This is a genomic window from uncultured Thiocystis sp. (assembly GCF_903866365.1).
In the GTDB taxonomy this organism is placed as follows: Bacteria; Pseudomonadota; Gammaproteobacteria; order Chromatiales; family Chromatiaceae; genus Chromatium.
Window position 1 is genome coordinate 1 of the sequence record NZ_CAIPNF010000179.1, and the last position, 18,127, is coordinate 18,127.

The 18,127-nt window shown below is 62.1% G+C and carries 19 protein-coding genes; 7 read left to right on the forward strand and 12 right to left on the reverse strand.

Annotated elements, in window-relative coordinates; genetic code table 11:
* The first annotated feature begins 159 nt into the window (after positions 1-159).
* The 3 genes from QZY07_RS10045 to soxZ all read left to right on the forward strand — a co-directional run bounded on the left by QZY07_RS10045 (position 160) and on the right by soxZ (position 2,749).
* Entirely contained in the window at positions 160-1,665 is a 1,506-nt protein-coding gene (locus QZY07_RS10045) for a M48 family metalloprotease (protein WP_295402083.1), read from the forward strand.
* Positions 1,666-1,903: 238 nt separating this feature from the next.
* On the forward strand, positions 1,904-2,371 hold the full coding sequence (gene soxY / locus QZY07_RS10050) for a thiosulfate oxidation carrier protein SoxY (protein WP_295402085.1): 468 nt from the start codon (positions 1,904-1,906) through the stop codon (positions 2,369-2,371).
* A gap of 63 nt (positions 2,372-2,434) precedes the next feature.
* Positions 2,435-2,749 carry a thiosulfate oxidation carrier complex protein SoxZ gene (soxZ, locus tag QZY07_RS10055; protein WP_295402087.1) on the forward strand — a complete coding sequence of 105 codons (315 nt, stop codon included), beginning with the start codon at positions 2,435-2,437 and terminating at the stop codon, positions 2,747-2,749.
* Between the two features lie 149 nt (positions 2,750-2,898).
* On the opposite strand, the gene QZY07_RS10060 is transcribed toward soxZ, so the two are convergent.
* Positions 2,899-3,879 (reverse strand): lysophospholipid acyltransferase family protein, encoded by a 981-nt coding sequence (locus QZY07_RS10060; protein ID WP_295402089.1) that lies wholly within the window; start codon positions 3,877-3,879, stop codon positions 2,899-2,901.
* Positions 3,880-3,998: 119 nt separating this feature from the next.
* On the opposite strand from QZY07_RS10060, the gene QZY07_RS10065 reads away from it, so the two are divergent.
* The gene (locus QZY07_RS10065) at positions 3,999-4,433 is read left to right on the forward strand and encodes a rhodanese-like domain-containing protein (RefSeq protein WP_295402091.1); all 435 of its coding nucleotides are present in this window, start codon (positions 3,999-4,001) and stop codon (positions 4,431-4,433) included.
* 94 nt (positions 4,434-4,527) lie between these two features.
* Here the strand turns inward: QZY07_RS10065 and iscR are convergent, their stop codons facing one another.
* From iscR to QZY07_RS10115, 10 genes are all read right to left on the reverse strand, one after another.
* A complete protein-coding gene (gene iscR, locus QZY07_RS10070; RefSeq protein ID WP_295402093.1) occupies positions 4,528-5,010 on the reverse strand; it encodes a Fe-S cluster assembly transcriptional regulator IscR in 483 nt (160 codons plus the stop codon).
* A 62-nt stretch (positions 5,011-5,072) separates the two neighbouring features.
* Positions 5,073-5,870: a serine O-acetyltransferase gene (cysE, locus tag QZY07_RS10075; protein WP_295402095.1), complete on the reverse strand. Its 798-nt coding sequence runs from the start codon at positions 5,868-5,870 to the stop codon at positions 5,073-5,075.
* Between the two features lie 65 nt (positions 5,871-5,935).
* A complete protein-coding gene (locus QZY07_RS10080; RefSeq protein ID WP_295402097.1) occupies positions 5,936-7,951 on the reverse strand; it encodes a site-specific DNA-methyltransferase in 2,016 nt (671 codons plus the stop codon).
* A 45-nt stretch (positions 7,952-7,996) separates the two neighbouring features.
* Entirely contained in the window at positions 7,997-8,407 is a 411-nt protein-coding gene (locus QZY07_RS10085; RefSeq protein ID WP_295402098.1) for a PIN domain-containing protein, read from the reverse strand.
* Complete coding sequence (locus tag QZY07_RS10090; protein WP_295402100.1) at positions 8,397-8,738, reverse strand: hypothetical protein; 342 nt, start codon at positions 8,736-8,738, stop codon at positions 8,397-8,399. Before QZY07_RS10090 ends, QZY07_RS10085 begins: the two co-directional genes overlap by 11 nt.
* 156 nt (positions 8,739-8,894) lie before the next feature.
* A complete protein-coding gene (locus tag QZY07_RS10095; RefSeq protein WP_295402101.1) occupies positions 8,895-9,185 on the reverse strand; it encodes a type II toxin-antitoxin system RelE/ParE family toxin in 291 nt (96 codons plus the stop codon).
* Complete coding sequence (locus QZY07_RS10100; RefSeq protein WP_295402103.1) at positions 9,175-9,420, reverse strand: type II toxin-antitoxin system Phd/YefM family antitoxin; 246 nt, start codon at positions 9,418-9,420, stop codon at positions 9,175-9,177. The genes QZY07_RS10095 and QZY07_RS10100 overlap by 11 nt, the downstream gene beginning before the upstream one ends.
* On the reverse strand, positions 9,417-9,827 hold the full coding sequence (locus QZY07_RS10105) for a clan AA aspartic protease (RefSeq protein WP_295402105.1): 411 nt from the start codon (positions 9,825-9,827) through the stop codon (positions 9,417-9,419). Before QZY07_RS10105 ends, QZY07_RS10100 begins: the two co-directional genes overlap by 4 nt.
* A gap of 14 nt (positions 9,828-9,841) precedes the next feature.
* A complete protein-coding gene (locus tag QZY07_RS10110) occupies positions 9,842-12,544 on the reverse strand; it encodes a DEAD/DEAH box helicase family protein (protein WP_295402107.1) in 2,703 nt (900 codons plus the stop codon).
* Positions 12,541-13,317: an RNA methyltransferase gene (locus QZY07_RS10115; protein ID WP_295402109.1), complete on the reverse strand. Its 777-nt coding sequence runs from the start codon at positions 13,315-13,317 to the stop codon at positions 12,541-12,543. The genes QZY07_RS10110 and QZY07_RS10115 overlap by 4 nt, the downstream gene beginning before the upstream one ends.
* Positions 13,318-13,394: 77 nt before the next feature.
* Between QZY07_RS10115 and QZY07_RS10120 the strand changes: the two genes are divergently transcribed.
* Positions 13,395-14,192, forward strand: a complete 798-nt coding sequence (locus tag QZY07_RS10120; protein WP_295402111.1) for an inositol monophosphatase family protein — start codon at positions 13,395-13,397, stop codon at positions 14,190-14,192.
* A gap of 53 nt (positions 14,193-14,245) precedes the next feature.
* Here the strand turns inward: QZY07_RS10120 and ampD are convergent, their stop codons facing one another.
* Positions 14,246-14,842, reverse strand: coding sequence for a 1,6-anhydro-N-acetylmuramyl-L-alanine amidase AmpD (gene ampD, locus QZY07_RS10125; protein WP_295402113.1), 597 nt, complete (start codon positions 14,840-14,842; stop codon positions 14,246-14,248).
* A gap of 63 nt (positions 14,843-14,905) precedes the next feature.
* Between ampD and nadC the strand changes: the two genes are divergently transcribed.
* On the forward strand, positions 14,906-15,787 hold the full coding sequence (gene nadC / locus QZY07_RS10130) for a carboxylating nicotinate-nucleotide diphosphorylase (protein ID WP_295402115.1): 882 nt from the start codon (positions 14,906-14,908) through the stop codon (positions 15,785-15,787).
* Positions 15,788-15,792: 5 nt separating this feature from the next.
* A complete protein-coding gene (locus tag QZY07_RS10135; RefSeq protein ID WP_295402117.1) occupies positions 15,793-17,973 on the forward strand; it encodes an ATP-binding protein in 2,181 nt (726 codons plus the stop codon).
* Positions 17,974-18,127: the final 154 nt, after the last annotated feature.

Consider the following 18,127-nt stretch of genomic DNA (forward strand, 5'->3'; position numbering starts at 1 on the left):
CGTTCCGCCTCGGGGATGTCAGGAAGTTTGATCGAGCTGGGCATGACGGTAGGACGATGCACGGGAAACGATTGGGGAAGCGATGGGGTATTCTAACGGATATCTTCAGCCAAGGCTGCCGTGACTTATTGAGAAGTTACCTCCCATGCAGCTATGTTCATGACCTCGCTTACCTTCCGATTCAGACGCTGGCTGGTCGCGACCGGCGTACTCGCCCTGGTCGGCGTCAGTCAGGCGCCCGCTCAATCCTTCGATCTTCCCGATCTGGGGAGTTCCGCCGACGCCATGATGAGCACCGGCGCCGAGGTGCGTCTTGGGCGTGCCTTCATGCGCAGCGTGCGCGCGGCCCTTTCAGTGCTGGACGATCCGATTCTGACCAGCTATCTCGAATCGCTGGGGAACGAACTGGTCGCTGCGGATCAACATGCCAATGGCGGTTTCACCTTCTTCCTCATCGATGAGCCGGTGGTGAACGCCTTCGCCGGTCCTGGCGGCTATATCGGCGTCTACGCGGGGTTGATCCTGGCCGCCGAAACCGAGAGCGAACTGGCTGCGGTCATCGCCCATGAAATCGCCCATGTCACCCAGCACCATCTGATGCGCGGTTTCGAGGATCAGCAGAAGATCTCCATTCCGGCCACGGCCCTGCTGGTCGCCGCCGCTATCCTCGGGGCACAGGTGTCCTCGGATGCCGGGATGGCCGCCATCATGGGCATTCAGGCCGCCGCCATCCAGCGTCAGATCAATTTCACCCGCGACAACGAAAACGAGGCCGACCGTCTCGGGATCGCCACCCTGGCGCATGCCGGTCACGATCCTCACGCCATGGCCGGGTTCTTCGGGCGTCTCTCCAGATCGAGCCGACTTTACGAGGACGACAAGAACCGCGCGCCTGAGTTTCTGCGCACCCATCCGGTCAACAGCAACCGCATCGCCGACGCGCTCGCGCGCGCCGACGAATTCGGCGCGCGTCAACGCCCGGACAGTCTGCGCTTTCAACTCGCGCGCGCGAACCTGCGCGAACGCTCCTACGCGCGCGCGGAGCAGTCCGTGGCGCATTTTCGCGAAACCCTTCGCGAGGGACGTCATCGCAACGAGACCGCCGAACGCTATGGCTATGCGCTGGCCCTGGAACGCGCACGCGATGTTGCCGGCGCCCAGGCCGAGACCGCGAAGCTGCTTGCCGCCCATCCCAGTCTGGCCGAGTTCATCGTGCTGGATGCCCTGCTCGATCTGCAACAGGGTCAAACCGAACGCGCCGTCAAACACCTGAAACAGGCGAGCGGCCTCTACTCCGACAGTTGGCCGCTGCGCATTGCCTATGCCGAGGCGCTGATTTCCAGCGGCAAGCCGGACAGGGCGCTGGACGAACTCATGGCGGTCGAGCGGCTGCGTCCGGGCAATGCGATGCTCTACGATCTGCTCGAACAGGCCGCGATGAAGGCCGGAAACAAGGCGGCGACGCATCGTTTTCGCGCCGAGAAGCTCTATGCCGAGGGCGATGTCGAACCGGCGATCCGCCAGCTTGAGATTGCCTTGCGCCAACGCGATATCGCCTACCATGACGCGGCGCGGATTCAGGCCCGACTCGATGCCTGGAAAGAAGAGGAACGCGACCGGAAACGGCGTGAAAAAGGTTTGTTCGGGGAGCGCGACAGATCGTGAACGAAGGCTGACGCCAGCACGCCCGACAGGCGGGTTGGCGGCGGTTTCAAGACTCGAACGACTGCGGTATGCTCGGATCGATGCGCAAAACATGCGCGCCCTGGCACCACCGCTCCCGTGCGGAGAGCGGCATGGTGAAAAACCAGCAATGACCGTTCGACGGGTGATGCAGCCCTTTGGATAAGAGAACGATTCGTCGAAACTTCCACCAACACCCATGCTCGACAGGAGACCATTGATGATCGACGCAACACGCAGAACCCTGCTGAAAGGCTCGCTGGCCGCTGGATCCGTCGGCGTCGCCGCTGGCCTGCTCGCGCCGCGTCTGGCGCTTGCGGATTGGAACGCGGCGGCCTTTCAAGCCAAGGATATTCCGACCGCACTGACCGGCCTGATGGGCAGCGACGCGCCCGAGACCAGCGACCGCATCAAGATCAAGGCGCCGGATATCGCCGAGAATGGTGCCGTGGTGCCGGTGACGGTCGAAACCGATCTGGAGGGCGTGACCTCGATCGCCATCATCGCCTCCAAGAACCAGACCCCGCTGATCGCGTCTTTCGACTTCAGCGGATCCGCCATTCCGTTCGTCTCCACTCGCATCAAGATGGCCGAGACCGCCGATGTGGTCGCCGTGGTGAAGGTGGGGGATAAGCTCTATCAGAATGCCAAGAGCGTCAAAGTCACCATTGGTGGCTGCGGCGGCTAGGTCTGCTGATCCAGCACAATCCCTCCAATCAACCCACCGAGCCCCCAATCGAGGTTAGCAACCATGTCCGACATCAAGATCCGCGCCAGCTTGAGCGGCGACGAAACCACCGTCAAGTGCCTGATGAGTCATCCCATGGAAACCGGAATGCGCAAGGACAGCAAGACCGGCGAACTGGTCCCGGCCCATTTCATCGAGGAAGTCGTTTGCAAACACAAGGACGAGGTCGTACTGACCGCGAATTGGAGCGGCGGCGTGTCCAAGAACCCCTATCTCTCCTTCAAGTTCAAGGGCGGCGTGGCGGGCGATCCGATCACGGTGACCTGGACCGACAACAAGGGCGAGACCCAGAGCGCGTCCGACCAGATCAAGGGGTAAATCCAAAAGCGCGCTTGAACGGCAAAGAACACGAAGCACTTAATGTCTTACCTCGATGACGACATTCACCCACGGGGTGAATGTCGCACTCTTTTTAAGCCATTGTTGTATTTAAATCCTGTTCGCCTTTGCGGTTCCCGATGCCGGATTTAGGATAACGGACGCGGGCGAATCCGCTCCGCCTGCCGGAAAACATGGACGTCATCCAGCGCGCCCGTATAGATTTTGGGCGCGCCCTCGGGCCGGCGACGAAAGCGCTTGTAGGGCCACAGATACTGTTCCGGGCAGGTCATCACGCATTGTTCGATCCCGCGATTGAGCGCGGTCGCGGCCTGGTGGTCATCCTCGCTGTCGATCCCCGCGGGCGCCCGGATGCAGTGGATCCGAAATCCGCCGTCCTCCGCCAGGCGCTCGGCGAACAGGAAGATCACCGGCGCGCCGGTGCGCCGCGCGAGTCGGTTGACCAGCAGCATGGTAAAGGCAGGAACCCCGAAAAAGGGCGCGAAGACCGCGCCCTTATCCGCCTTTGGCTCCTGATCCGGCAGGATTCCCACGGCGTCCCCGCGCTCCAGCGCCTGGACTAGCACGCGGATGCCCCTGGCCGTGATGGGGGCCAGTTCGGCGCCGCTGCGACCGCGCGAGGCGCGAATCAGGTCGTCGAGATATTTCTGCGGTTTGTAGAAGATCGCCGTCGGCCCCTGCGCGGCCAGATAGAGTCCGGCGAGTTCCCAGGCGCCGAGGTGCGGCGACAGGACAATCAAACCCTTGCCCGGCTCGCGCTGGAGCAGTTCGGCGCCCCGGACCTCGCGCACCAGTGCGAGCGCCTGTTGGGCGGGACGCAGCCAGAGATAGCCAATCTCGAAATAGGTCTTGCCAAACTCCTTGAGATTGCGGTCGCGCAGCTTGATCTGTTGCTCGCGGTTCAGCTCCGGCAGGCACAGCGCGATATTCATGAGCGCATTGCGGCGCTGTCGATTGGGCCACAAGGTTGCCAGATAACCCGCGCCCGCGCCCAGGCGATGGATCAGGGCAAGTGGCAGGCGCGAGATCAGGCGCACGAGTCCGCGCGCGATGGCATCCTTGAGCACGATCCCGAATGGACGCCGATTTTTGACTGTTTGATCTGTCAAAAGAAGAACCTCAACGAGAGCGCCCAATCAGGTCGCCGATCACAGCGGAATGGCCGAACGGGAAACGTCGTTCAGGCAATTCCGGAATCACGACAAGCAACCGCCAAAGGAGAAAAACGATGCCAATCAACGCCGATCACCCGCAGAGTCTGACGCCCCAGGAGGCGCTGGAGATGCTCGAAACCCATCCTCAGGTCGTCCTGGTCGATATTCGTTCTTCCATGGAGTTTCTCTTTGTCGGTCACCCGAAGGGCGCGGTGCATGTCGCCTGGATCGATGAGCCGGACTGGGTCGTCAACCCGCACTTCGTCACCGAGATCCGTCAGCTTCTGCTCGGCGGCGCGGCCTGCGAGACCAGCGATTCCTGCGCACCCGTCATTCTTATCTGCCGCAGCGGCAAGCGCTCTCTCGACGCTGGAAAGGCACTCATCCGCGATGGGCTGAAGTCGGTCTATCATGTCGACGAGGGGTTCGAGGGCGATCTGGACGAGCACCATCACCGCAGCAGCCTCGGCGGCTGGCGGTTCCATGGCTTGCCCTGGGAGCAGTGCTGAACTTCCTGGACGTTGCTTGAATGGCGAACCGGCGCGCGGCAGCTTCCCCACGCCGCGCGCTCGGGGATGGCGGCAGCCGATGACCGGCGGCTTCTCAGGCGTGCGCGCCAATCCGTTGAATGCCGAGCTTGACATCGACCGCGGCGCAGGTGGTCGGCGGACGCTCGCCCAGCTCGTCGCGCTGATCGACCAATTGCTGAAGACTGATTTTATTCAGATGTTCGTAAATGCGGTCGCTCAGATCATGCCAGAGATCATGTGTCAGGCAGGGTCCGTTATTCTGACAGTTATGCGCGCCGCCGCAGCGCGTGGTGTCCACGCTTTCATCCACCGCGGCAATCACCTCGGCGACATGAATCTCCGCCGGCGAACGGGCCAGATTGTAGCCGCCGCCCGGACCGCGCACGCTGGTCACGAGCGCGCTTTTGCGCAACTTGGCGAAGAGTTGCTCCAGATAGGACAGTGAAATCCCCTGGCGCTGGGCGATGTCGGCCAGCGTGATCGGCCCTTGGCCCTGATGGATGGCCAGATCCAGCATGGCGGTGACGGCATAGCGGCCTTTGGTCGTCAGTCTCACGTGAAATCGACTCCTGCAACAGAAACTTCGAGCATCATACGTTACCTGAGCAGAACGATCAATTAAGCCATACGCTCTTTAGGGTCGCGCGGGCGGGGAGGGTCGGCGCCGGTCGCCGGGTCGATTTCCATCGCATCGAGATCCGCGTCATGCTCGAAACGGGGCATGATGCCGCGGCTTTCGAGCGCCAGGGACATGGCCTCCATGCGCTGGTCCATGTGATGGATATGATCCAGCATCCGGTTGATCGCATTGGCGACCGGGTCGGGCGCGTCGCGGGTCGCGCCATAGGCATCGAAGCCGATGCGCTTGGCGGTATCGGCGCGGCGTTGCGCGGTCGCGTCCCCGGCGGGCTCGATGATCCGCCCCGGCACGCCGACCGCCGTCGCGCCGGGCGGGACCGATTTGACGACCACCGCATTGGAGCCGATCCGCGCGCCATCGCCGATCTCGATCGGCCCCAGCACCTTGGCCCCCGCGCCCACCACCACATCGCATCCCAGAGTCGGGTGACGCTTGCCCTTCTGCCAGGTGGTACCGCCCAGCGTCACGCCGTGATAAAGGGTGCAATCGTCGCCGATCACCGCCGTCTCGCCGATCACCACGCCCATGCCGTGATCGATGAAAAAGCGCCGTCCGATCACCGCGCCCGGATGAATCTCGATGCCGGTGAACAGACGCGCGAGATTCGCCAGAAACCGCGCCAGCCACTTGAGATCGTGGCGCCAGAGCCGATGCGCCAGCCGATGCGCCATGACCGCGTGCAGTCCCGGATAAATGGTCAAGACTTCAAAGCGGGTGCGCGCCGCCGGATCGCGCTCGAACACGCAGGCGATATCTTCTTTCAGTCGGTCGAACATAGTTTTGGGTCAGCGATGAATGGTGCGTGATCGGAAAAGGGTGGCGCGGCGCGCGGCGGCGGCATTCAGACCTGGCGGGACAGCAGAATTTCTTCGCCCAGCATATCGACGATCTTAACCGCGACCGTGCTCCCCTCGGGCGGGGCGGGCAGTTCATAGCGCCCCCGCACGAAGTCCTGCTTGCGTTCCGGCACATCCGACAGGCACACATTGAAGACCTCGCCGTTGTACGCCGTGTCGATCAGGACGCAATCCACCATCGCGCGCCAGTCCGGGATCTGGGCGCGGAACAGCGAGGTGTCTAGATTGAGCCGCGCGACGATGCTGGGCGACAGGACATCCAGAATGTCGACCGTCAGCGTGTCCCCGTCAGGCGTGCGCTCGCGCTGGATCGAGACCTCGGCGCTCGCCGGCTCGTGCTGGATGATGCCGCCGTATTTTTTGTCGGTGCGCAGCTCGATCAGATGCACGCGATTGATCGGGCGGTTGCGGTTGTGCCGCTCCAGCCAGGCGCGCGCAGTCAGTTCCATGCCGAGCGCCACCACCAGAATATCCCGCTCCTCGCCCGGCCGGCCGTCGAGTTCGCGCTTGATGCTGTCCAGATCCAACGGGGTCAGCGGATGGTTGAAAGGAACGATCTTGACCAGGCGGTTGCCGCGCGTGCCGTCGAAAAAGGCGTCGGTCTTGATGCGCTGAATGCCGAGATACTCGACCACCAGTTGCACCGCCTCGTTGTGCTGGATGTTCAGGTCGTAATCGTTCACCCGCCAGACAGTGAAGCCGCGTTGAGCGGGCGGCGGCGGGGAATTGTCGGTGTCCGGGAGCAGGCTGGCTTGGCGGTTGGCCGGCTGGTCTTGCGTGGCCGACTGCTCGGCCATGATGGTTTGCAGGCGCTTGGCCGTGGTCTGGATCGCGCCCTTGTTGATGTCGCAGCCGATCCAGCGGCGGCCCAGTTTTTGGGCGACGGCAGCGGTGGTGCCGGAGCCGAGGAAGCAGTCGAGGATGATGTCACCGGGGTTTGATGACGATTGCATCACTCTACTGATAAGTGCTTCAGGCTTTTGTGTTGGATATTCTTCTTTTTCGCCAGACCAACCACGAAGCATACTTATATCTGTCCAAATGGATTGAACGGGTACCCCTTTAGAGTCATCAAGGTAGCGTTTTAACATTGGGACAGTACCCGGACGGGTTTGAACTATTCTGCCAACATCATAAATGCTCTGCATTTTTTCTTTAGAATAGCGCCATGCTCTAACGACGCCAAGAAATTCATAGACTGGATTTCCTTTCGTTGCTCCACCAGGTCCAAGCAAGTTATCCAGCTTATATTTTCTGCCATCATTTTCTGTATATCTATAAAAACCTTTAACATAATCTTCATTGAGCGGAGTGTATTGAAGATTCCATGTTGGCCTTCCGCCTTTTGAATAAAAAAATATTTTATCGTGCACAGGGCCGAAATGCTCGGTTCCTTGACCAACATTCCCGTGAGCATCAGACCGCTTCCAAATAAGCTCGTTACGATAATTTTCCGCCCCAAAAACTTCATCAATAATGCACTGGATAAAATGTCCTCGACGTGGATCGCAATGCAAATAAAGAGAGCCAGTGTCACTTAACAATTCACGAAGCAATAACAACCGCTCATACATAAACTGCAAGTAATTGTCGTTTGCCCAGATATCCGTATATTGAACCTGCTCACCAAGACTGTAATCCTCGCCGTCCAGCTTGGCGCTCGCCGTCCCGCGTAGATTCACCTTGCGCACATAATCCGCCCCGGAATCGAACGGCGGGTCGATATAGATCAGCTTGACCTTGCCCCGAAACCCATTCGCCAGCAGGTGCGCCAGCACATCCTTGTTATCGCCGTGGAACAGCAGCCCGCCGCGCGGGTAACGCTCCGGCCAGTCGCTCCAATCCAGGTCGGCGACGGGATCGGACGCGGCCTCTAACTGGAAACGCTCGATGTGCTGGGCGGGATAGGCGGGAACCGTGCTCAAAGGCTTCTTGCCCACCCATTGCAGCATGGGTCGGCCCTTGGCCTGGGCGATCTTGACGTCTTGGGAAGGATGCAAAGGGATTGCTCCAAAGAGGATGCGGAATGTCGCGGGATTGGCCCGCTAGAGAATGAATGGGTTGATGATCGTCAAGCGGTTATCCAGCACGAAACCATGCTGCATATCCTCGCTCAACACGACTTGACAGCCGAGCCGAACGCCGCACGCGAGCATCAGTGAGTCGAAGTACTGGAATCCGTGCCGCTGGGAAATATCGACCGCCGCTAGGGTGTCCTCCACGCGCAGCGACTCAATCGGGAGGCTGGCGCGGATATCTTCGAGGGTTGCGGCAAGACCGGGGAATTGCGCTGGAAACTTGCGACGGATGACATTGCTGAATTCATTCAGCGACTGAACGCTGGCGACGCATTGTCCCGACGTGAGCAGACGCGCGGCAATCGCCCGCTTCCGGTCGTCCTGACTGGAGTAGCGATAGATCAGGACATTGGTATCGATGAAATACTTAACGGGCATTAGCCTCGTCCCGGTTGAATTGGAATCCGGTTAAATTCAGGCGGAATTCGCCGAGTGCGACGGGTTCGCTGTCGGCGATCAAGGCTCGCACATCCTTGCCAATTTCCGCGAGCGCATCCCCTTCATCGAAAATGGGGCTCACGATATCGCCCATCGTTTTCCCTTTCCCGGAAATCGCGGGATGCGGCCGGCGGCGAGCGACGGTTGCCAATGGCTCGCCGTCATCGACGGTCAATACAATCGCCTCAACGCGATGGTTAACGAACGACTCGGGTAAATCGATCACCAATTGCCGGCTCGTGACCTCAAAAAATTGCCGTTGGACTTGCATGGCGTGCTCCTCGTTGAGTCTTCTCTTCTGGCTCCCACGCTCCAGCGTGGGAGCAAGGGCCGACGCTCCAGCGTCGCGTGACCGGACGGGCCGCTGGAGCGGCCCGCCGGCATTCCCACACTGGAACGTGGGAACGAGCGCTAAACGGCATCGGAATCAATCCTGCAAGCGATCTTTAGCGGCGGCGTAGACCCGATTTTTGTCCCGCCTGCCGACCGCAATAACGGTGACGAACACCACATCCTCGTCGACCCGATAAACAAGCCGGTATCCCAATCCACGCAGTTTGATCTTGTAACAATCCGCCATGCCCGACAAGGCGGCGGAAGGCAGACGGGGATTCGTCATCCGTTCCGTGAGTTTTTTCTTCAGCGGCTCACGCACACTGTTGTCCAGTTTGCGCCATTCGGCCAGCGCCAGCGCATGGAAACGCAGCCTATAAGTCATCGAGGCTGACATCGATAAAAGGACCGGCGGCGCGTTCGCGCACGAGCGCGGCATCCTCCAGATCCTCAAGGTAGGTCATCAGTTGCTCGTAGTAGACCGCGGGCAGTAAATAGGCTTCCGGTCGATTACGGTTGAACACGGCAACCGGAAGGTCATCGGCCTGCCGGATGATGTTGGCGTAGTTGCGCTTGAGTTCGCTAACACTCACGGCGACGTTGGCGAGGACGTTTTTCATCGTGTTTCACCCTGGATCGTCATCAATGATTTCGCCTTGCTGACCGCGAAATTTGGATTGGCCGGATTGACCATGACGGTCTGGCGTCCGGGATGGATCACCAGATCCATGTCCTCCATCGGAATGGCGCCGAGTAAAACCTCATTGCCCAGTACCATCGCGCCGGTGAGACAGCGGCGATTTTCAAAGCCCGCGAGAATTGGCCCCACATAGGGCCGCCGACGCGAGGAGCCATCCGCCGTTTCCACTTCCCGTTCCTCGTAAGTATCCAGGTCGAGTTGCAGAGCAATGTGTTCGGGAATGCAGAGATGTACCGCGCCCGTATCGACCAGGGCCTGGACGGTGAGCGGCTTGATGTCCGGTTTGCGAACATTGCTCAGGGTGATGCTGGTGTAGATCAAGCCCATGGTGCGATCCTCGTTCAGTCTTGGGCGACAAAGCGCCGGGTTTCTTCGAGCGCCTCCGCCGGCAAGACGGTCCCCGCGAAAATGACCCGGTAGGTCAGTTGCTCGGGGTTGATGTCGGTCAGTTGGCGCATGGCAACCGCCTTGCGGCCTTCCCGGCTCCGGGGTGGCTGGCCGGTGTCGGCTCTGGCGAGATCGGCGGCGATGTCGGCTCGATGTTGCTCGGATTTGATTTCCACCACCAGACATTTGCCATCCTTGCGCAGAATGACAAAATCCGGGGTGTAGCGGTGCCAGCGGCCATCCTCGCCCAGGTATTCGGCGTACAGATCGGTCTTGGAGGGGTCGGTCAATCCGCCCGTAAACCACACGCCCTCGATGTTCCCGGCGTACTGAGCGATGACATTGAGCGCCTGTTCCAGATAGGCCGCTTCCGGCTCGGAATCGAAGTTGTAGCCTTCGTAATGGAACGACTTGTCCCGCGCGAAGCCTTGGTTCGGAAAGCTGTCCGCCATCCGGTAGAGGTGTTCGCGCGATTTCTCGAAGCTGATCCGGGCGGTATAAAAAGGTGCGCCGTCCGCGTCGGTGTGCCGCTGGAATCCGTCGGGCTTGACCAGGGCCAGGGCGATTTCGACCTCCTGCCAGTCTTCCTCGTACTCGCGCCGTTGCGTCTCGATCTGTTGGGACAGCGCGTCCAGATGATGAACCGGAATCGTCGCCCCCGCGCCGTAGACGGCGCGCAAGGCGGCCAGCAGCTCGGACATGGGCAGATGGTAATTGGCGGCCAGCCCACCGGCGGCGGAATAGAGATCGAGCGCGTCGGGTTCGGCATGCAGCGCCTCGGTGTCGATGCGGGTCAGTTGGCCGCGTCCGCCCACCTCGACGATGGACCAGGTGTCCATCCGTCCGACCAGCGGGGCCTCGGTGTCGGGGCGCTGAAACACCAGGGGCGAGACACCGGACGAGTCCGCGCGACGCCGGAACCGCAGCACGCGCTTCTTGATCGACAGGGGCGGGAGATCCGGCTTATGCAGACGGATGTCTTTTTCGAGACGTTCCGCTTGGGTCGCGTTGAGATCGCTCAGCGTGGTGCCGTAGGTTTCGACGAGTTGCCGTTCGAGGATGGCCTCGTTTTCCCGCGAGACATAGATACGGGCCGGGGTGGCGTTGCCCGGAACCTGACGCAGACAGCGGGTCGCCGCCTGTAGGACGAAATTGTTGCTGCCGGTGAGTCGCCGCACCAGACCGCAGGCGAACAGGCTGGGGCAATTCCAGCCCTCGGTGCCCATGTTCACCAACAGCACGATGCGGTGCTGGGCGCTCGGATCATGGGCCAGACGGTAAAACTCGGCCTTGACCGTCTCCGCTGACTTGGCATCCACCGCCAGCAGGACCGCTGGAGCAATGGCGCGTTGGGCGAGCGTGGATTCGATGGCGGTCCGCAGTTCGTCACGGGCCGCGACGGTCGGAAAATAGAGCGCCAGGCGGGCCGGCGAGCCGTCCGGAAGTCGCGTCTCCCAATAGGTGTCGATGAAATCGGCCACGATCTTGGAAACCAAGAGGGATCCGTGCTCATCGTCCAGGCTGAAGACCTTGATGTTGCCGGCGACCTCCTTCAGTACGCCATCCTGGATGCCTTCCCCGAGTCCGTACCAGACCACGACATCACGCAAGGGTTGCCGCTCGAAATAGGGTGTGCCCGTGGTATTCACGACCACCACCAGATTGGTTTCCTGGGCGAGATAGTCCACCGTGCGGCGCACCTTCTTGATGCCCTGTTCCTTGAACACCGGCTCGCCGCTGTCGGGGTCTTTCTCCCATTTGCCCAACAGCTTCTGTCCATAGGTGTGGTGGGCCTCGTCGGAGAACACCGCCAGATGGGGCAGGCTGGCAATCTTTTGCAGCCGCAGATTGGCGATTTCCTCGGCCTCTTCCGCCTTGGTATTGGCCAACAGCCGGAATTGCTGCCCGTTGCCGCGCACGGTCGGTTTCTGGATGCGGATCTTTTCGGTGTTGGTGACGATCAGGTTATAGGCGCTGCCGTCGATCACGCCGGACAGTTCTTTGTCGCCATCGCGCGTGAAGGTCAGTTTCAGGCTGGCGGTAAACAGCTTCTCGAAACGGGGCGGCAGGAGCTTGCTGAAGGGGATGTCCGAGATTTCGCGCAAGGACTCGATGATGGTCTTCCCAGGGGCGAAGATCAGGGCGTTTTGCACGAAGGGTCCGTCCGGGTATTCCTGCGCCATGGCGAATTCGGTCGCGACGATGGCGCCGATCAGGATGGTTTTCCCGGCGCCCATCGCCAGGGCCAGGATGTAGGAAGGGTAATCGAGCGTCAGGGTTTCGCGCAGGCTTTCCAGATGATTGGCGCGGACGAAGGCATTGTCGGCGCGGATGCGCGCGAACAGTGCGTCGAAATCGTAATCGGCGTCCTCGAATACCTTGGCCGAGAGTCCGAGCGCCTCGCGACGTTCCGCTTTCTTGGGGAAACAGCGCGCGTACAGGTCCGGGATCCTGGGCGTGCCCTCGACCAGCCGGAGAAACCAATAGACTTCCAGCGCGCGGAATTGGGCCTTGCGCAGGTAGCGCAGATGGCCGGTTCGTTCGTCGTCGACGGCATGGCTGAGGATTTCGGCGATGGCGGGAGAATCCGCGCACGGGTAGCCTTCCGCGCGCCACGCATCGACACGGGCGGCGATCAATTCGTGGAGCAGGTTCATGACGAGTCTCCTTCGTCGCGCATGGCGCGCCCCGCGTGCTTGCGGCCCTGGGCGGCGCTCAGAATCCCCCGGAGGATATTCATCTCGACACGATCCGGGCGCGCCCGATTGAACAGCCGACGCAGTCGCCGCATCAGCTTGTGCGATTGCGCCGGATCGCCGAAGCCGATCGCCAGCAGCGTCTCGGCCAGATGACCATGAAAGCCTTCCATCTCGTCCGCCGTCGCCAGCTCGCGGGGCGGATCGAGAATCCGCTCGCCGCGCTCCTCGCGCGCCACGCGGCGAATCTCGTAGGCCAGCACCTGCGCCGCCGCGGCCAGATTGAGCGAGCTAAAATCGGGATTGGTCGGGATGTGCACCAGCGCATGACAACGCGCCAGTTCCACGTTGGAAAGGCCCGAACTCTCGCGCCCGAAGACCAGCGCCACCTCGCCCGCGGCCGCCTCGTCGAGCAGTTGCCGCGCGCACGCCGAGGGCTCCAGCAGCGGCCATTCGATGGTGCGCAGACGGGCGCTCGCGCCGATCGTCAGACGACAGCCGGTCAGCGCGTCGGGCAGGGTCGCATGGATGCCGGCGCGCTCCAGCAGATCGTCCGCGCCCGAGGCACGCGCCAGCGCCTCCGCGTCCGGCGCGTGCCTGGGCGCCACCAGTTCCAGGCGCGACAGACCCATGGTCTTCATCGCCCGCGCCACGGCGCCGATGTTGCCGGGATGGGTCGTCTCCACCAGCACGAAACGGATGCGCGCCAGCGATGCGGTCAATTGGTCTATCATGTCGGGCTAAATCTTCAGAAAAATCGCGCTGTATCGTCAGCCTATGATACAGCGACTGCCCGGATATCCCGCAAACCATGCACCCAAGTCTTAACATTGCCATCCGCGCCGCCCGTAGTGCCGGCCGTCTGATCATGCGTTACTCGGATCGGCTCGAACAGATCCAGGTCGAGTCGAAAAGCCGCAACGACTTCGTCAGCGACGTCGACCGCGCCGCCGAGGCAGCGATCGTCCAGGAACTGCGCAACCGTTTCCCCGGCCACGCCATCCTCGCCGAGGAGAGCGGCGAGCAGGGCAGCGGCGACTTCCAGTGGATCATCGACCCGCTGGACGGCACCACCAATTATCTGCACGGCTTCCCGCAATTCTCGATCTCGATCGCGCTCAAGTACAAGGGCCAGCTCGAATGCGGCGTCGTCTATGACCCCACGCGCGAGGAACTCTTTACCGCCGCGCGCGGGCAGGGCGCCCAGCTCAACGACCGCAAGCTGCGCGTCGCCACCCGCCCGTCGCTCGAAGGCGCGCTGATCGGCACCGGCTTCCCCTTCCGCGATCAGCGTCACATCGACGCCTATCTTGGTATGTTCAAGGCCATGACCCTGGAGACCGCCGGACTGCGCCGCCCCGGCTCGGCGGCTCTGGATCTCGCCTATGTCGCCGCCGGTCGCACCGATGGTTTTTGGGAAATCGGTCTCTCGCCCTGGGATTGCGCCGCCGGCGCGCTGCTGATCCTGGAGGCGGGGGGAGTCATCACCGACTTTGGCGGCGGTAGCCGCTTTCTGGACACCGGCAATCTGATCGCCGGCAATCTCAAGGTCCACCGCGCCATGCTCGATCTGCTGACGCCCTTTATGACCGAGCCGTTGCGGGCTTGAGTCCAGGTTGTCTGCGCACGCAAGGGACGGTTTCTGTTCTTGGCCGGGTGCGGTTAGACGAGGCCAGCGCCGGAGATCAGCGCGCGATACCGGTGCCAATCGAAGGCTGGGCCAGGGTCGGTCTTGCGACCGGGCGCGATGTCGCTGTGTCCGGCGATGCGGGCGGGCGTGATGGCTGGATAGCGGGCCTGAAGGCGTCGCGTGCAGTCGGCGAGCACGCGGTATTGCGCCTCGGTGAACGGGATCCCGTCTGACCCTTCCAGTTCGACCCCGATCGAATAGTCGTTGCAGCGCTCGCGCTCCTGGAAACAGGAGACGCCAGCGTGCCAGGCCCGACGTTCGCAGGACACGTACTGGATCAGAGCGCCATCGCGGCGGATCAGCAGATGCGCCGAGACACGAATCGCCGCAATGGCGGCGAAATAGGGATGGGCGGACGGGTCGAGCCGGTTCAGGAATAAATCGTCGATCCAGTGCCCAGCGAATTCGCCCGGCGGAAGACTGATATTGTGGATCACGAGCAGGTCGATCGGGACGCCTGGCGGACGCGCGTCATGATTCGGCGAGGGGTGGCGCTGGGCGCCCTGGAGCCAGCCCTCGGCGTCGATTCCCGAGGTGCCGGCGCGGGCCGGATTGGCGTATTCTGTCATGCGTGATTCCGAGCCTATGCTTCCGAGTATCCTGTCATGGAACATCCATCGTCAGACCCAATCATGGCGAACCGAACCGATTTTCACCACCATCTGCCTGATCGCTCGGTTATCGAGACCCAGATCGATGCCGCCCTGGCCGAGGACGTGGGCGCGGGCGATCTGACCGCCGCCCTGTTGCCGGCGCAGCAGTCCGCGCGGGCCGAGCTGATCACGCGCGAGTCCGCGACGCTGTGCGGTTGCGCCTGGTTCGAGACGGTGTTTCGGCGGCTGGATCCGGCGAGCGTCATCCGCTGGGAAGCGAGCGATGGCGAGCGCGTCGTGCCCGGACAACGCCTGTGCGTGCTGGAGGGCAGCGCCCGCGCCCTGCTCACCGGGGAGCGCACGGCCATGAATTATCTGCAAACCCTCTCCGGCACGGCAACCCGCGCGCGCCAATACGCCGATGCGGTGGACGGGCTGCCGGCGCGCGTGCTGGATACGCGCAAGACGCTGCCGGGGCTGCGTCTCCAGCAGAAATACGCCGTGGTGTGCGGTGGCTGTCACAATCATCGCATCGGTCTGTTCGACGCCATTCTGATCAAGGAGAACCATATCCTGGCGGCCGGTTCGATCCGCGCCGCGCTGGAGGCCGCCCGCGCGCTGAACGCCGGCGTCGGGATCGAGATCGAGATCGAAGTGGAGTCGATCGCCGAACTGGAGCAGGCGCTGAACGCCGGCGCGAAGCTGATTCTGCTCGATAATTTCACGTTGGATGAACTGCGCCGCGCGGTCGCCATCAATGCCGGGCGCACCCAACTGGAAGCCTCCGGCGGTATCGACCTCAAGACCATCCGTCCGATCGCCGAGACCGGCGTCGATCGCATCTCGGTCGGGGCGCTGACCAAGGATGTCAGGGCGGTGGATCTGTCGATGCGGTTTGGATCCGTTCAACAGGGTTGCTGATCTCGATGCGTCATGCCGCCGCGGCGTTCGGCCAGACTTCCAGTCCCCGTCCCGCGGCGTCAGGCGGTCAATGGGGGCCGCCGGGTCCAGGGCGTTCTCGTGGAGCCCCGGCGTTAGCCTCCCGCAAAATTCAAAAGGGACTGATTTCGGTTTATGTCGGCTCCTTTATCGTCTTCATCGTCCTGACCGGATCGCTGCTTGGCTATTTCCTGATTCAAGCAGGCCAGCAAACCAAACGCGCGGTCAATGCGGCCTGCGCCAACGAGGCCCACATCGTCGCCTCCAAGATCGAGTCCACCCTGCGCCGGATCGATGCCACGACCGCGCTGATTGCCGCAACCGTTCGCGAAGACCTCACGAGCGACCGCCGAGACCCCGTGCGGCAGACACGCATCGATGGTGAACTGCTGGCGCTGGCCAGCAATTTCCCCGAGTTGGGGGGCTATCGCGTCTTCGATGCCGAGGGTGCGCTGATCTTTACCAGCGATACGAACAGCCAGCGCCTGAACATCGCCGACCGGGACTTTTTCCTGGCCAGTCGGGAGTCGCCCACGTCGGAGTTGCGGTTTTCCGCGGCGCTCGTCGGCAAACTGCGCGGTACCCCGATCCTGGTGGCGTATCGTGCTCTGCCGGGCGATGCCGGCGATTTCCGCGGCCTGATCGTTGCCACCATCAACCTGGACTATTTTTCCAAGCTGTTTTCGGAAATCGAGGTAGGCGCGCAGGGCATGGTGAGCGTTCGGCGCAGCGACGACAGTCGGCTGGTCGTGCGCTGGCCGATTGTCGAGTCCCAGGCCAACGACCCGGCTCCGGAAACGCTGCCCTATCTACGGATCCAGGCCGGGGAGCGGCAAGGCGTGATCCGCTACATCGGCAAGACCGACGATATCGACCGGATTTTTGCCATCCGCCAGATCGACAATTTTCCTTTCTATGTGCTGGTCGGTCGCGCCGTTGCAGAGCAGTTTCGCGCCTGGCGGATGACCGCGCTCATTTCGACCCTGCTGACGCTGTGCGGTCTGCTGCTGATCGGTTTTTCGCTCGCCCGGCTCGGCCGGGGCGAGACGATCCTGCGCCAGAGCGAACAGCGCTTCCGCGACCTGGCCTTCACCCTTGGCGACTGGATCTGGGAAGTCGATCTCGAGGACCGCTATACCTACGTCTCGGAACAGGTCAAGGCGACGCTTGGCTATGCGCCGGACGTCCTGCTGGGTCGCACGCCGTTCGAGCTCATGCCGGCGGACGAAGCGGCGCGGGTGAGCGGCCTGTTTCGGCAACTGAAAGCGCGACGCGCACCGCTTCGGGATCTGGAAACGCGTTGTCTGCACCAGGATGGCAGCGAACGCATCCTGCTGGTCAGCGGCGTTCCGATTCTGTCCGCGACCGGCGAACTCCTCGGCTACCGTGGCTCCGGCCGGGACACGACCGAGCAAAAGCGGCTGGCCGACGAACTGTCGCGTTACCAGCATCAACTGGAAGACATGGTCAGCCACCGCACCGCCGAATTGGAGGCCGCCAATCTTCGGCTGGCCGAGGCCACGCAAATCGCGCAGACCGCCAGTCATGCCAAAAGCCTGTTCCTTGCCAACATGAGCCACGAAATCCGCACGCCCCTCAACGGCGTGCTCGGTCTCGCGCAGATCGGCTACCGCGAGAGCGCCGATGCCATGAAGTATCGTCAATATTTCGCCCGGATCCTCGACTCGGGCAAGTTACTGCTCGGTATCGTCAACGATATCCTCGATTTCTCCAAAATCGAGGCCGGCAAGCTGGTCGTCGAATCCATGCCCTTCGTCCCCCGGCGCATCCTCGACTCGGCCCTCGCCGTGATCGCGGAGCGCGCCGCCGCCAAGGGGCTGACCCTGACCGCCAGAGTCGCCGCCAATCTTCCCGATGCCTGTCTCGGCGACGCCCACCGATTGACGCAGATCCTGCTCAACTTTCTCTCGAATGCCGTCAAATTTACCGATCGCGGAACCATCGTCCTGGACGCGAGCCGGGACGGCGAGACGCTGGCGTTCGCCGTCATCGATACCGGCATCGGCATGACCCCCGAGCAGGTCGAGCGACTGTTCACGCCCTTCGAGCAGGCCGATTCCAGCACGACTCGCAAGTACGGCGGCACCGGCCTTGGCCTCTCGATCAGCAATCGTCTGGCGGCACTCATGGGGGGTTCTAACTGCTAGAAGTTTTTGTAGCATTACATAGAATAAAATGCTATTCTATTTTGCATGAAACTCAGCACTTGGGCAAAGCAGCAAGGCATCTCGTACCGCACGGCCTGGAATTGGTACAAGGCCGGGCGACTGCCGGTGCCCGCGCACCAAACGCCGACCGGCA

Coding starts and splice junctions, on each gene's coding strand:
- QZY07_RS10045 (WP_295402083.1), top strand. CDS start 160: ATGACCTCGCTTACCTTCCGATTCAGACGCTGGCTGGTCGCGACCGGC.
- soxY (WP_295402085.1), top strand. CDS start 1,904: ATGATCGACGCAACACGCAGAACCCTGCTGAAAGGCTCGCTGGCCGCT.
- soxZ (WP_295402087.1), top strand. CDS start 2,435: ATGTCCGACATCAAGATCCGCGCCAGCTTGAGCGGCGACGAAACCACC.
- QZY07_RS10065 (WP_295402091.1), top strand. CDS start 3,999: ATGCCAATCAACGCCGATCACCCGCAGAGTCTGACGCCCCAGGAGGCG.
- cysE (WP_295402095.1), bottom strand. CDS start 5,870: ATGTTCGACCGACTGAAAGAAGATATCGCCTGCGTGTTCGAGCGCGAT.
- QZY07_RS10085 (WP_295402098.1), bottom strand. CDS start 8,407: ATGCCCGTTAAGTATTTCATCGATACCAATGTCCTGATCTATCGCTAC.
- QZY07_RS10090 (WP_295402100.1), bottom strand. CDS start 8,738: ATGCAAGTCCAACGGCAATTTTTTGAGGTCACGAGCCGGCAATTGGTG.
- QZY07_RS10095 (WP_295402101.1), bottom strand. CDS start 9,185: ATGACTTATAGGCTGCGTTTCCATGCGCTGGCGCTGGCCGAATGGCGC.
- QZY07_RS10100 (WP_295402103.1), bottom strand. CDS start 9,420: ATGAAAAACGTCCTCGCCAACGTCGCCGTGAGTGTTAGCGAACTCAAG.
- QZY07_RS10105 (WP_295402105.1), bottom strand. CDS start 9,827: ATGGGCTTGATCTACACCAGCATCACCCTGAGCAATGTTCGCAAACCG.
- QZY07_RS10110 (WP_295402107.1), bottom strand. CDS start 12,544: ATGAACCTGCTCCACGAATTGATCGCCGCCCGTGTCGATGCGTGGCGC.
- QZY07_RS10115 (WP_295402109.1), bottom strand. CDS start 13,317: ATGATAGACCAATTGACCGCATCGCTGGCGCGCATCCGTTTCGTGCTG.
- QZY07_RS10120 (WP_295402111.1), top strand. CDS start 13,395: ATGCACCCAAGTCTTAACATTGCCATCCGCGCCGCCCGTAGTGCCGGC.
- ampD (WP_295402113.1), bottom strand. CDS start 14,842: ATGACAGAATACGCCAATCCGGCCCGCGCCGGCACCTCGGGAATCGAC.
- nadC (WP_295402115.1), top strand. CDS start 14,906: ATGGCGAACCGAACCGATTTTCACCACCATCTGCCTGATCGCTCGGTT.
- QZY07_RS10135 (WP_295402117.1), top strand. CDS start 15,793: ATGCGTCATGCCGCCGCGGCGTTCGGCCAGACTTCCAGTCCCCGTCCC.